Source organism: uncultured Thermomonas sp., from assembly GCF_937872235.1.
GTDB lineage: Bacteria > Pseudomonadota > Gammaproteobacteria > Xanthomonadales > Xanthomonadaceae > Thermomonas > Thermomonas beijingensis.
The window spans coordinates 17,462-30,662 of sequence record NZ_CALMPC010000092.1 but is presented as its reverse complement, the minus strand read 5'-3'; the positions used below and the strand labels follow the sequence as shown (position 1 = coordinate 30,662).

Sequence of the window (13,201 nt, the reverse complement as noted above, 5' to 3'; positions counted from 1 at the left end):
GCCAATCGCTGTACTTCATGAGTGGCAAGTCGGGTTCGATGCAGTTGTATTCCATTGCATTGAACGGCGGTGAGGCACGCCAGCTGACCGATTTTGTATTGGACGTCGATGGCTACAAACTCTCCCCGGATGGCAAGCAAGTGGCGCTGGCGTTTGCAGTGTTCCCCGAGTGCAAGGCGGATCTGGTTTGCAGCAAGAAAAAATTGGACGATGTGGCCGCCAGAAAGGCCACCGGTGTGGTGTTCGATCATCTGTTCATTCGGCACTGGGACACCTGGGCCGATGGCCGCCTGAACCGCGTGTTTGCGGCCAAGTTGGGGGGGCAGGCCAAGCTGACCTCGGCCACCTTGCTCAGTGGCGATATCACTGGCGATATCCCCTCCAAGCCGTTTGGTGATTTGTCGGATTTTGCGTGGTCTCCGGATGGCAAGCAGGTGGCGATGAGCGTGCGCCAATCCAACCACGAAGAACCGTGGAGTACCAATTTCGATATCTGGCTGGTGAATGCCGATGGCAAGGGCGCACGCAATCTCACTGCAGCCAACAAGGCGTGGGATGCCGGCCCGGTGTTTTCGTCGAATGGCAAAACGATGTATTACCGGGCGATGAAACGCCCCGGCTTCGAAGCGGATCGTTTTGCGCTGATGGCGATGGACTTGGCCACTGGCAAGACGCGTGAAATCGCGCCCGATTGGGACAGCAGCGCCGATGGCATCACCTTGTCACAGGACGGCAAGCGTATCTACACCACCGCCCAGAACATGGGCGAGCATCCGCTGTTTTCGGTGGAGATTGCCACGGGCAAAGCCACCCAGGTGATTGGCGATGGCAGCATTTCCGCGTTTGATATCGCCGGCTCCACACTGGCGTTTTCGCGCAATACGATGCAAACCGGCGATGTGCTGACGGTGACAGGGTTGGAGGGTGATGACAATCAGCGCATGATCACGCCCACCGCGCAGCAGATGCTGCCGGGTGTGGCGTGGGGCGAGTACGAACAGTTCGAGTTCAAGGGTTGGAACAATGACACCGTGCACGGCTATGTGGTCAAGCCGTGGAACTACAAACCGGGCAAAAAATATCCGGTGGCATTCTTGATTCACGGCGGCCCGCAGGGCAGTTTTGGCGATGGTTGGAGCTATCGCTGGAACCCGCAAACCTATGCCGGGCAAGGCTATGCGGTGGTGATGATCGACTTCCACGGCAGCACCGGCTACGGCCAAGCCTTCACCGATGCCATCAGCCAGCATTGGGGCGACCGTCCGCTGGAAGACCTGCAAAAAGGCTGGGACGCCGCGCAGAAAAAATATGCCTTCCTGGATGGCGGCAAAGCCTGCGCGCTGGGTGCCAGCTATGGCGGCTTCATGATCAATTGGATCGAAGGCAACTGGTACGACAAGGCGGGCAATGCACCCTTCAAGTGCCTGGTCTCGCACGATGGCGTGTTCGAAAATCACGCCATGAGTTATGCCACCGAGGAACTGTGGTTCTCCGAATGGGAAAACGGCGGCACCCCATACGACAACCCGCAGGGCCATCAGCAATTCAACCCGTCCAACCACGTGGCCAACTTCAAGGTGCCGATGCTGGTGGTGCATGGGCAGCAGGATTTCCGCATCCCGGTGGAGCAGGGGATTGCACTGTTCAGTGCATTGCAGCGCAAGGGCGTGCCGTCCAAGTTCCTGTACTTCCCGGACGAGAACCATTGGGTACTGAAGCCGCAAAACAGCGTGCAATGGCATGACAACGTCAATGCGTGGTTGAAGCAATACATCGGGCAGTAACCCGGATGCCGATGGCGAGGGCGTCGGGGGATTCGCGTAGCGGCATTGCCAGCCGTGCAGCGAATACCCGGCACCAGGCGCCATCGGGAACATAAGGAATGCAATGACTCAGGTCGAAGTGCCACAAGCCATCATCCACAACGACATCGTCATCTTCGGCCTGATCGCCGCTACCTTGGGCGCGGTGTTTTGGAGCGCATCCAGACCCGGCGGTTGGCAAAAATTTTACGGCGTGGTGCCGCCGTTGCTACTGTGCTATTTGCTGCCCGGTATCTACAACTCCATCGGCCTGATCGACGGTGCGCACAGCAAGCTGTACAACCCGGTGGCCAGCCGGGTGCTGTTGCCGGCGGCGTTGGTGCTGTTAACCATGGCAGTGGACTTGAAAGCCATCCTCAAGTTGGGGCCCAAGTTGTTGGCGATGTACGCGGCGACCTCGGTCAGCATTATCTTGGGTGCGGCATTGGCCTTTATCAGCATGCGTGCCATCGCCCCGCAGACCATGGCGGGCGACACCTGGGCCGGCATGGCCACGCTGGCCGGTAGCTGGATTGGCGGCGGCGCCAACATGATGGCGATGAAAGAAATTTTTAATGTGGATGCCACCACCTTTGGCCGCTTTGCGGTGGTCGATGTGGGGGTGGGCTATGCGTGGATGGCGGCGTTGTTGATGCTGGCGCAGCGCGCAGCCAAGATCGACGCACGCAGCCGGGCCGACACGGTAGCACTGGATGATCTGAAACAGCGGGTTGAAGCCTACCGCACGCAGCACGAACGCATTCCTACATTGACCGATTTGATGGTCATCATGGGGATTGCGTTTGGCACGGTAGGCCTGGCGCATGCCCTGGCGGAGCCGCTATCGGCATGGTTTGGCGCGCATGTGTCGTGGGCGGCGCAAGTGAGTCTGGATGCGCCGTTTGTGTGGATTGTGGGGCTGTGCACCTTGGTCGGCCTGGGGTTGAGTTTTACCCGCGCCCGCGCGCTGGAAGGTGCTGGAGCGTCGACGATTGGCACCTTGCTGCTGTACTACTTGATTGCCTCGATTGGCATGCAGATGGAAATCGGCGCGTTGTTCGAAAAGCCTCTGCTGTTGCTATTGGGCGCGGTCTGGCTGGGCTTTCACATCGTGTTGTTGTGGCTGGTGGGGCGCTGGCTGAATGTGCCGCTGTTTTATTTCGCCATCGGCTCGCAAAGCCATATCGGTGGCCCGGCCAGTGCGCCAGTGGTGGCTTCAGCCTTCCATCCATCACTGGCACCGGTGGGCGCGCTATTGGGCACCTTGGGGTATGCCACAGGCACCGTGTTGGCGTATTTCACCGGATTGATGTTGCGGGCATTGGCCGGCATGTAATACCGATGGTGTGGCGTCACAACCAGTCGATCTTGCGCAGATAGGCATACAGGCCGGTGCAGGCCAGCGCCACCACACCAATCAAAACCGGATAGGCATAGCGGCCATGTAGCTCGGGCATGCTTTCGAAGTTCATGCCGTACCAACTGGTGATCAAGGTGGGTGCGGCCAGCAACCCAGCCCAGCCGGCCAGCTTTTTGACGATTTCACCCTGTGCCACCGTCACCAGGGACAGGTTCACATTCATCGCAGCGGCGACCATTTCGCGCAGAGTGTCGATGGTGTCACCCACCCGCACCGCGTGATCATGCACATCGCGCAGATAGGGGCGTACCACATCGGGAATGGTGATAGCGGGGGTGCGCATCAACTGCGCCAAGATGTCTTGCATCGGGGTGACCGCCATCCGCATCCGGGTCAGCTCTTTGCGCAATTGGTAGAGCCGCCGGATGGTGTCGCGTTTGTAGCTTTCGGCAAAGACGTCTTGTTCCAATGCATCCAGCTCCTGTTCAAAGGCCGCCGCGATAGGTTGGTAGTTGTCCACGATGAAATCCAGCACCGCGTGCAGCGCGGCAGCCGGCCCGTGCGTCAAAGTTTTGGGGTCACGCTCCAACCGCTGCCGAACGGGGGTGTAACTGAGCGATGCGCCATGTCGCACGGTGATCAAAAACCGCTGCCCGGCAAACACATGGGTTTCACCAAAACACACGTGATCATCCACCCGCTGTGCGGTATGTGCGGCGATGAACAGGGTGCTGCCAAAGGCTTCCAGCTTGGGCCGTTGGTGTGCGTTGTGGGCGTCTTCAATAGCCAGATCGTGCAGGCCGAATTCTTCTTGCAACTTGTCCAGCAAATACTCTTCCGGCTCGTACAAGCCCACCCAGACAAAGCTGCCGTCATCCACCGCCAGCACATCGCTGATGGCATCCAGCGTGATGTTTTGGCGCTGCCCATTGCTATCGTAAGCAGCGCAATTGACCACACAGGCTGGAGTCTTGTGAGCGGGGGGCATGCAAGCGGTAGTAACGGAAGCGGTCGCGTTCATCGCAGCATCCTGCATTGGTGCAAGGCTTGCATCAAGCCTTGCGTGAAGCCCATAACTTGGCAAAAGCCCAGTGCACCGGCAACAGCAGGGCAACCCAGTGGCCGTTGCGCTGCGGTTGTACTTGCAGCCAAAGCGGCAGGCAGGCGCAAGCGGCAAGCGCGGCAACCGCAATCAGCAGGCCCTGCCAGCGCGTGGAGGCCGTGCGCCCACGCAGCAGCACCCACGCCCCCGGCAACAACAGCAAGCACAACGGATTGAACAACAACAGATTGCGATTGGCCCAGATCGCTTGGTGCGCGGTAAACGCCCAAGTCAGCGCCAGCACCAGCCCTGCACTGCCGCACAGCAGCCAGAAGCCGCCTGCACACCCGGCAAGCAAGCGCCGATGGCGCGGCCCTGCCAGCAGGATCACGCTGGCCAACAGCACGCCCGCCAGCAGCCAGGGCCACAGCGCAATGGCATGGTCGAGGGGTTCGGCGGCTTGCCGCTGTGGCAACAGTTCCACTTCCGAGGCTACCAGCGGACGGCCATCGGTTTGGGTGACGTTGCGCAGATCGTCGGCCAGCCGGCGGGGCACAAAATCGACCTCCCAGCGGCTCAGCGGGCGGTCGGCTGCGGGGCCAAGCAGGATGTCGAAACTCAGCCACATCCACGTGGCCGGCGCGGCCAACCGCAGCGATTCACTGCGATAGGTATCCCCGCTGGAGCGGCCTTCCAATTGCTTTTTCAGCCGGCCACCCAACGCCACATCCAGTGCATCGCGCACGCGGGTGGCGCAGTTGCTGGTGTAGTAGTCGTAGCGGTAGTGGGCATTCTCGGGTTTGGCATTTTCGGCCAGTGCCGCTGCCAGTGCATGGGCTTGCGCTGCATCCAGATTCAGCCACTGCAGGCGTGCACCGCGGCCCACTTCGCGGTAGTAAGCCAGATCTTGCTGCAGTGGCAGGGCCACCAACAGGTAGCGCATTTCGCCTTTGGCGAAGCGGCCCACAAACCCCGCTTCGTCAAGATCGAAATACCCGAAGTTGTAGCTGATCGGCGCGCCTTGTGCCGGGTCATCCACCACGATCGCATCGTGACCGAAACGCTCCCAGAAAATATCGCCCGGGCCCATCGTCAATACGCCGATTCGCGGTGTGGCGTCCTGTATTCGAGTTTGTGCTTGCGCCAACCCGCAGATCAAGAGCAGTAGCGCCAATAGCCAGCGCAGCGGCTTATGCATCCGCATGCACAACCACATGCAGCGCGATCAAGCGCCGCCCGTCCGCGCGCGCCACCCGGAACTGGAATCGGCCCAGCGTGAGTTCCTCGCCAGCTTCGGGCAAGTGGCCAATCGCCGCGGTGATCAAGCCGCCGATGGTGTCGTATTCGTCATCGTCGAAGTCAGCACCAAAGCGTTCGTTGAAATCTGCAATCGGAGTCAGCGCATCCACCACGAACTGGCCATCGGCTTGAGCGGCGATCAACAGGCCTTCGTCACTGGCATCGTCGTGCTCGTCATCGATTTCACCCACGATTTGTTCCAGTACATCTTCGATCGTGACCAAGCCCGCCACACCGCCGTATTCGTCGATGACGATGGCCATATGGTTGCGTGATTGCCGGAACTCACGCAGCAAGATGTTGAGGTTCTTGGATTCGGGAATCAGCACCGCTGGCCGCAGCAATTCATGGATGCTGGAAGCGGCGCTATCGCAGACCACGCCGCGCAGCAGATCCTTGGCCAGCAAGATGCCAAGGATTTCGTCCTTGTCTTCACCATGTACCGGAAAGCGCGAGTGGCCCGATTCCACCACCTGCTTCATCAAGTCCAGCAGTTTGCCGTCGGCGGGCAACGCCACCATCTGCGCCCGCGCCACCATCACATCACCCACGGTCATATTCGCGATGCCGATGGCACCTTCCATCATCCGCAGCGTATCTGGCCCAATCACGCCATCGGACTGTACGTCGCGTAGCAGCTCGATCAGATCTTCGCTGCTGGTGGGTTCACCGGATATTGCCGCGCTAATGCGATCCAGCCACGAGCGGTGCGGTTTTTCGGCGGGTTTTTCGTCAGAGTCAGCGGGGCGCCGACTGTCGTCCTCGGACATGGGGCGTGGGGGCCTTGTGGTTGCACCTGTAGAGTCTAACGAATCCTGCGGCCAAAATTGGCCATCACCTGCAGCCGGAGATGCTTGCATCCGCCGGATTTGCGTTGCCAAATGCACGCAGGGGATCAAATCGCGGAGATTCAAGGATGCCGGAAGGGGTCAGCAACGCTAGTCCAACCAGGATGGGATATCGCAGATTACTGGCCGTGCCAGTTGTATTGGTGCTGTTCTGTGCGGCCTGCAGCCGCGCGCCGCAGACCGTGTCGCCTGCCGCACAGAGCACAGCCGACACCGGCACTACAGACAACGCCAAGGCACAGATCAACAGTGTCGTGGCGGTGCTGCCGTTGCAGGTATCCGGTGATGATGCGGACGCGCAGGTGTTTGCCGATGGCTTGACAAACCACTTCACGCGGGCACTGGCGGGGTTGCCGGGGGTGGCTACCATCAGTGGCGAGTCGGCGTTTCGTTATCGCAATTCGAGTGAGCTCAATAGCGTGATTGGCGATGCGCTGGGGGCCAGCCACTTGTTGCGTGGCCGGGTGCAGCGGCAGGCGGGGGTACTGCAACTGGATGTGGAGCTGGTGCAAGCGGCCGATGGCAGCAGCCTGTGGTCACAGCATTACCAGCGGGTAGAGGGCGAGTTGTTTGCGTTGCAAGATGACATTGTGGCGACGTTGGCAAAAACCTTGCAGGCCAATGCTGGCACCAGGCCAAAGCAGGACGACCGTCCGCCCGGCGGCAACGTCGAGGCTTACACCGCGGTGCTGCGTGGTGACGCTTTGGCGATGCAGGCCGATATTTTCAGCGCCCGGCAAGCCGTAGAAGCCTATCAGCATGCCGTCGATTTGGATCCCGACTATGCTTATGCCCATGCGCGGCTGGCACAGGCACGCGTGCGCCAGATCACCCGGTTTCCACTGGATGATGCCGATGTCGGCACGCAGGGCGAATTGGCACGGCGTGATGCGGCCACTGCATCGCGCTTGGCCAGTGATCTTGCCGAGGCACAACAAGCCAATGCGGCATGGTTGGCCGGCATTGCGCATGACCAGCCTGGTGCGGTGGATGCACTTCGCCGTGCCCTGGCATTGCGCCCGCACGATGCCGATCTGCTTTCGATGCTGGCGGTCCGTCAAATCGGCTTTGGGCAGTTGGATCAAGCGGTGGAAAGCCTGCGTGCCGCGTTAAAAACGAACCCGCTGTCTGCGCCTACGCTATACAGCCTGGGGAGCGTGTATTTAAGCCAAGCCGATTACCCGCAGGCTGAACACGTGTTGCAGCAGGCACTGAGCTTGGAACCAAACTTGCCACTGGCACAGGCGTTTTTGGCGATGGCAGTATTCCAACAAAATCGCACTGCCGAGGCCATCACGATTGCCAAGCGCGAATCCGTACCGCTGTGGCGCAGTTACGCACTGGCGATGGCGTATTGGGCCAATAACGACCGCATGCACTCGGAAGAAGAATTGCAGGTGTTGATTCGCCAGCATGCCAAGGATGCCGCCACCCAAATCGCCGGAGTGTATGCGCAGCGCGATGACGAGACGCAAATGTTTCATTGGCTGGAGGAAGCGCGCCGCACCCATGATCCCGGATTGGCTGAAATTCGCTACATGCCGTTTGTGGCGCGCTATGCCACTGACCCGCGCTTTATCGCCCTGGTCAAAGCGCAGGGGTTGGTGCCTGCAAAGTAAGTGGATTACGCCCCATCCTGATAGGGATCGGGCACGCCCAGCCCGGCCAGGATGTCGCGTTCCAGTTGTTCCATTGCTTCGGCTTCACGCGGGTCGAGGTGATCCATTCCCAGCAGGTGCAGGCAGCCGTGGATGGTCAGGTGGGCATAATGCGCATTGCGCGGCTTGCCTTGCGCGTCGGCTTCACGCGCCACCACCGGCGCACAGATCACCAGATCGCCCAGCAGCGGAAATTTCACGCCTTTGGGCAGTCCTTCTGGCAGTTCCGCCGGGAAGCTGAGGACATTGGTGGCGTAGTCCTTGCCGCGATAGTGGCGGTTGAGGGCGCGGCCTTCTTCACTATCGACGATGCGAATGGCCAGGTCGGCCTCGCGGATGCGCCCCGCCAGCGCCGCTGCCACCCATTTGCGGAAACTGGCCGCCGCCGGAATACCGGCGCGAGGCAGCGCATAGCCAACCGCAACATCCAGACGTACAGGGCCTTGGGTCATGCGCGCATCCTACGCCTGCCCGTTGGCGGCGTCGCGGGCCTCATACGCATTGACGATACGCGCCACCAGCGGGTGCCGCACCACGTCGCGGGCTTCGAAATAGGTAAAGCTCACGCCATCAACGCCGCGCAGGACGTCCACCGCATCTTTCAAACCGGATTTTTGGTGTTTGGGCAGGTCGATCTGGGTGACGTCGCCGGTGATCACTGCGGTGCTGCCAAAGCCCAGCCGCGTCAAAAACATCTTCATCTGTTCGATGCTGGTGTTCTGCGCTTCATCCAGAATCACGAAGGCATCGTTGAGAGTGCGCCCGCGCATGTAGGCCAGCGGCGCAATTTCGATGACGTTGCGCTCCAGCAGGCGCGCTACTTTCTCCACACCCAGCATTTCATACAGCGCGTCGTACAGCGGGCGCAAATAGGGGTCCACCTTTTGGGTCAAATCGCCCGGCAAAAAGCCCAACTTCTCACCGGCTTCCACTGCGGGTCGCACCAGGATCACCCGCTGCACGCGCGACTGGTTCAGTGCATCCACCGCCATCGCAACCGCCAGATAGGTCTTGCCGGTGCCGGCCGGGCCGACGCCGAAATTGATGTCGTGGCTGGCAATGGCATGCAGGTACTTGCGCTGATTGTCGCCACGCCCGCGCAGGGTGCCGCGCTTGACCCGCACCGCGATGTCTTGCGGCACGCCGTCGTGGCTGGCAACCGGTGCTGGCACATCACCGTTGTAGGCGCCCAGCCGCAGGTGGATCGCGTGCTCGTCCAGCACATCGTGTTCGGCATCGGCATACAGCGTTTGCAGCAGGCGCTGGGCCTGGGTCAGCGCTGGGTCTTCGCCGCTGACGCGAAACACATTGCCGCGATTGGCGATTTCCACGCCAAGCCGCAATTCGATCAGGCGCAAATGGGCATCGAACGGGCCGCACAGATTGGCCAGGCGTTCAAGGTCGTCGGGTTCTAAAGTGAAGTCTTGGCATGGCATAGGTCGCGCAGGGTAGCGCGCTCAAGGCAATGGTGCGAGGTCGCGTTGGCTTGACATTTAATTAAACAATGAATTAAATAATGCCATGAGCACACCAGCGCCTCGCAAGAAAGCCACCAGCGCGCCGCGCAAGCGTGCCCCGGGGCGTCCCGCCGCCGATGCACCAGACCAGCGCGCCAGCGTGCTGGACGCGGCGTTGGCCTGCTTCGTGCGGCAAGGCATTGGTGCGACTTCGCTGCGCGATATCGCCCGCGAGGCCGGGGTGACGCCAGCCTTGCTGCATTACTACTTTGGCGACAAGCCGCAGTTGCAGGCGGCGGTGGTGGAGGAGCGGTTGATGCCGGTGATGGCGATGTTGCGCGAACCGCTGCAGCAGGCTGGTGACGATGTGGCGGCGCTGATCGCCGGGTTTGTGGGCGGGGTGGGCAAGATGGCCATCGCCCACCCTTGGCTGCCGCCGCTGTGGGTGCGGGAAGTGTTGTGCGAAGGCGGTGCGCTGCGCGACGTGATGTTCCGGCGCGTGGGTCCGGTGATTCCCAACATGATGGCGGCGCGCTTTGCTGCGGCGCAGGCACGCGGTGAAATCCAACCCGATCTGGATCCGCGCTTGCTGATGGTCTCGCTGGTGGGCCTGACCCTGTTTCCGATTGCCGGCGCGCCGATCTGGCGGCAACTATTCGAAGCCGATGATCTCGATATCGAAACGCTGCGCAAGCACACGTTGACGCTGCTCGACCGTGGCGTTGGGATTAATTGAAGGAACCCGTGATGCAAGCCAGAACCCTGCCCGTCATCGCCGTCATTGCGCTGCTTGGTGCCTGCAGCAAGCCGCCGCCGCAGGTGCTGGGCACCCTGGAATGGGACCGCATCACCTTGCCGGCACCCACGGCAGAGAAGATCGTGGCCATCGATGTGCGCGAAGGCCAGCAGGTGGCGGCCGGCGCACGCTTGCTGCAATTGGACGTCACCCGCACACGTTCGCAACTGGACGCGATGCAGGCGCAAGCGCGGCAAAGCAGCGAGGCCTTGGCGGAACTGCGTGCCGGCCCGCGCAGCGAGCAAATCGCGCAAGCCCGCGCCCAGCTTTCTGCGGTGCAAGCACAGGCGGCCGACGCCCGCGCCAACTTCACGCGCTTGCGCAGCTTAGGCGAACGCAACCTGGTGGCGGTGGCCGATGTGGATCGTGCGCGCGCTGCCGCCGGCAATGCTGACGGGCAAGTGCGCGCAGCACAGGCGGGATTGGACGAGCTGTTGCACGGCACCCGCAGCGAGCGCATCGCGCAGGGCGAAGCCGCTGCTGTTGCCGCGCAGGCGCAGGCGGCTGTGCAGTCGGCAACGCTGGGCAAGCTGGACATCACCGCGCCACGCGCAGGGCGGGTGGACAGCCTGCCGTACAAATTGGGCGATCAAGCGCCGGTGGGCGCGGCCTTGGCCATCTTGTTGGTGGGCGATGCGCCGTATGCGCGCGTCTATGTGCCGGAACCATTGCGTGCAAACGTGCAGCCGGGACAGGCGGCGCAGGTGTTTGTGGATGGCCGCGAGGGCAGCCTCAAAGGGCACGTGCGGATGGTGCGCAGCGAGCCGGTATTCACCCCGTACTACGCATTGAGCGGCGACGACGCGGCGCGTTTGAGCTATCTGGCCGAGGTCGTGCTGGACGCGCCGGTGGCGTTGCCGGCGGGGATTCCGGTGCGCGTCGAGTTTGTGGGTACTGCGCGTGGCCAATGAAGACGCCATCGCCATTCGTGCCCGCGGCCTGAGCAAACGCTTTGGTGCGCTGCTGGCAGTGGATCGCGTGGACCTGTCGGTGCCGCGCGCCAGCGTGTATGGATTCCTCGGCCCGAATGGCTCCGGCAAGTCCACCACCATTCGCATGTTGTGCGGCCTGCTGACACCAAGTGCGGGTGATATCGAAGTGCTTGGCCTGCGCATCCCCGAACAGGCCGAAGCGCTGCGTCGCCGGATTGGCTACATGACCCAGAAGTTCGCGCTGTACGAAGACCTCAGCGTGCGCGAGAACCTGGAGTTCCTGGCCACCGTGCAAGGTCTGCCGCGTGCGGCGCGGCGCAGCCGCGTGGATGAGTTGCTGCACAACTACGACCTGGCCGACCGCGCACGGCAACTGGCCGGCACCCTGAGCGGCGGCCAGAAGCAGCGGCTGGCGCTCGCCGGTGCGGTGGTACATAAACCCGAGCTGCTGTTTCTGGATGAGCCCACCAGCGCGGTCGATCCGGAATCGCGGCGCGGCTTCTGGGAAAGCCTGTTCGACCTTGCCGATGCCGGCACCACGATTCTGGTGTCCACCCATTACATGGATGAAGCCGAGCGCTGCCATCGCATCGCGATCCTCGATAACGGCCGGTTGGTGGCCGATGGCACACCCGGCCAACTGACTGGGCAACTGGCCGGGCGCACCCTCGGCGTGCACAGTGGCGAACCCAGACGTGCGCAGTCGGTGCTGCATACCGTGCCGGGTGTCCTCAGCGTGGCCCAGGTTGGCAATGAATTGCGCGTACTGTGCGCGCAGTCGGTGACTGCGGAGGACGCCGCTGGCGTGCTGCAAGCAGCATTGCAGGCACAAGGCATTACCGCCGACGTGCAAGCCATTACCCCTAATTTGGAAGACGTGTTCGTGTCCGCCACGCACGGCTGCGCAAAGGCACGGGCAGCATGAAACTGCAGCAGATTCTGGCGGTGATGTGGAAGGAAGTGCGACAGATGGCGCGCGACCGCATGACGGTGGCGATGATGATCGGCATCCCGACCATGCAACTGCTGCTGTTTGGTTACGCCATCAATCCCGACGTACGCAACCTGCCGGCTGCAATCGCCGATATGGCAGGCACCGGCGGCTCACGCGCGCTGGCGCAGGACATGTTTGCCACTGACATCGTGCGTCCGGCTGCAGTAGCGCGCACGCCGCAGGAATTGCAGGCACTGCTGCGCGCAGGCCAGATCCGGATTGGAATCTTGATTCCGCCGGACTTCGAACGCCGCCGCATCGATGGCCGCGAAGCAGTGCAAGTGATCGTGGATGGCAGCGACACTTCGGTGCAGGCCAGTGCGCGCCAGTTGGCCCAGATGCCGCTGGATGGGCAACGCACGGCATCTGCCGCACAGATCAGTGTGTTGCCGCTGTACAACCCCCGCCGCATCTCCGCGATCAATGTGGTGCCAGGTTTGATCGGCGTGATTCTGACCATGACCATGGTGATGTTCACCGCCATGGCCATCGTGCGCGAACGCGAGCGTGGCAATCTGGAACTGCTGATCACAACACCAGTGTCCAGCGCCGAGTTGATGATCGGCAAAGTGATTCCCTACATCGCCGCTGGTCTGGTGCAGGCAACCTTGGTCTTGCTGCTGGGCGCACTGCTGTTTCAGGTGCCGGTGCACGGCAGCTTGTTTCAGGTGTATGTCGCCGCGGTATTGCTGATCGTCGCCAATCTGAGCCTGGGCTTGCTGGTGTCGACCGTGGCCAAGACCCAATTCCAGTCGATGCAGATGGCGTTCTTCCTGTTCCTGCCGTCGATCATGTTGTCCGGCTTCATGTTCCCGTTTGATGGCATGCCGCGTGTGGTGCAGTGGTTGGCCGAGGCGTTACCGCTGACCCACTTCATCCGCTTGATTCGCGGCGTGATGTTGCGCGGTGCCGGCTTGCTGGAATTGTGGCCGGATGCGTTGGCGCTGCTGGTGTTCACGCTGGCGATGATGGGCTTGGCGATCCTGCGGTTTCGCAAGCGGCTGGATTGACCG

The 13,201-nt window shown here is 61.7% G+C and carries 12 protein-coding genes; 7 read left to right on the top strand and 5 right to left on the bottom strand.

Features of this window, described 5'->3' with window-relative positions; translation table 11 throughout:
* Both QWB57_RS08515 and QWB57_RS08510 read left to right on the top strand, forming a co-directional pair.
* Positions 1 to 1,784: S9 family peptidase (locus tag QWB57_RS08515; protein ID WP_288969141.1), on the top strand; the 1,784-nt coding region annotated here is incomplete at its 5' end.
* Positions 1,785 to 1,887: 103 nt separating this feature from the next.
* Complete coding sequence (locus QWB57_RS08510) at positions 1,888 to 3,138, top strand: DUF819 family protein (RefSeq protein WP_223627088.1); 1,251 nt, start codon at positions 1,888 to 1,890, stop codon at positions 3,136 to 3,138.
* A 16-nt stretch (positions 3,139 to 3,154) separates the two neighbouring features.
* On the opposite strand, the gene QWB57_RS08505 is transcribed toward QWB57_RS08510, so the two are convergent.
* The 3 genes from QWB57_RS08505 to QWB57_RS08495 form a co-directional block, all read right to left on the bottom strand.
* Positions 3,155 to 4,150 (bottom strand): magnesium and cobalt transport protein CorA, encoded by a 996-nt coding sequence (locus QWB57_RS08505; protein WP_223627091.1) that lies wholly within the window; start codon positions 4,148 to 4,150, stop codon positions 3,155 to 3,157.
* A gap of 64 nt (positions 4,151 to 4,214) precedes the next feature.
* Complete coding sequence (locus QWB57_RS08500; protein ID WP_223627093.1) at positions 4,215 to 5,402, bottom strand: DUF4105 domain-containing protein; 1,188 nt, start codon at positions 5,400 to 5,402, stop codon at positions 4,215 to 4,217.
* Positions 5,395 to 6,273 (bottom strand): transporter associated domain-containing protein, encoded by an 879-nt coding sequence (locus QWB57_RS08495; RefSeq protein ID WP_223627095.1) that lies wholly within the window; start codon positions 6,271 to 6,273, stop codon positions 5,395 to 5,397. The genes QWB57_RS08500 and QWB57_RS08495 overlap by 8 nt, the downstream gene beginning before the upstream one ends.
* A 206-nt stretch (positions 6,274 to 6,479) precedes the next feature.
* Here QWB57_RS08495 and QWB57_RS08490 point away from each other — a divergent pair, with 206 nt between their 5' ends.
* Positions 6,480 to 7,970: a tetratricopeptide repeat protein gene (locus QWB57_RS08490; protein ID WP_288969139.1), complete on the top strand. Its 1,491-nt coding sequence runs from the start codon at positions 6,480 to 6,482 to the stop codon at positions 7,968 to 7,970.
* Between the two features lie 5 nt (positions 7,971 to 7,975).
* On the opposite strand, the gene ybeY is transcribed toward QWB57_RS08490, so the two are convergent.
* Entirely contained in the window at positions 7,976 to 8,461 is a 486-nt protein-coding gene (gene ybeY, locus QWB57_RS08485) for an rRNA maturation RNase YbeY (protein ID WP_288969138.1), read from the bottom strand.
* Positions 8,462 to 8,470: 9 nt separating this feature from the next.
* Entirely contained in the window at positions 8,471 to 9,445 is a 975-nt protein-coding gene (locus QWB57_RS08480) for a PhoH family protein (RefSeq protein WP_223627102.1), read from the bottom strand.
* An 85-nt stretch (positions 9,446 to 9,530) separates the two neighbouring features.
* Here QWB57_RS08480 and QWB57_RS08475 point away from each other — a divergent pair, with 85 nt between their 5' ends.
* Genes QWB57_RS08475 through QWB57_RS08460 form a run of 4 tightly spaced genes read left to right on the top strand, consistent with a single transcriptional unit; the run spans position 9,531 to position 13,198 of the window.
* Positions 9,531 to 10,202: a TetR/AcrR family transcriptional regulator gene (locus QWB57_RS08475; protein WP_288969136.1), complete on the top strand. Its 672-nt coding sequence runs from the start codon at positions 9,531 to 9,533 to the stop codon at positions 10,200 to 10,202.
* A gap of 11 nt (positions 10,203 to 10,213) precedes the next feature.
* The gene (locus QWB57_RS08470; protein WP_223627106.1) at positions 10,214 to 11,173 is read left to right on the top strand and encodes an HlyD family efflux transporter periplasmic adaptor subunit; all 960 of its coding nucleotides are present in this window, start codon (positions 10,214 to 10,216) and stop codon (positions 11,171 to 11,173) included.
* 13 nt (positions 11,174 to 11,186) lie between these two features.
* Positions 11,187 to 12,119, top strand: a complete 933-nt coding sequence (locus tag QWB57_RS08465; RefSeq protein WP_223627736.1) for an ABC transporter ATP-binding protein — start codon at positions 11,187 to 11,189, stop codon at positions 12,117 to 12,119.
* The gene (locus tag QWB57_RS08460) at positions 12,116 to 13,198 is read left to right on the top strand and encodes an ABC transporter permease (RefSeq protein ID WP_223627109.1); all 1,083 of its coding nucleotides are present in this window, start codon (positions 12,116 to 12,118) and stop codon (positions 13,196 to 13,198) included. Before QWB57_RS08465 ends, QWB57_RS08460 begins: the two co-directional genes overlap by 4 nt.
* Positions 13,199 to 13,201 lie beyond the last annotated feature (3 nt).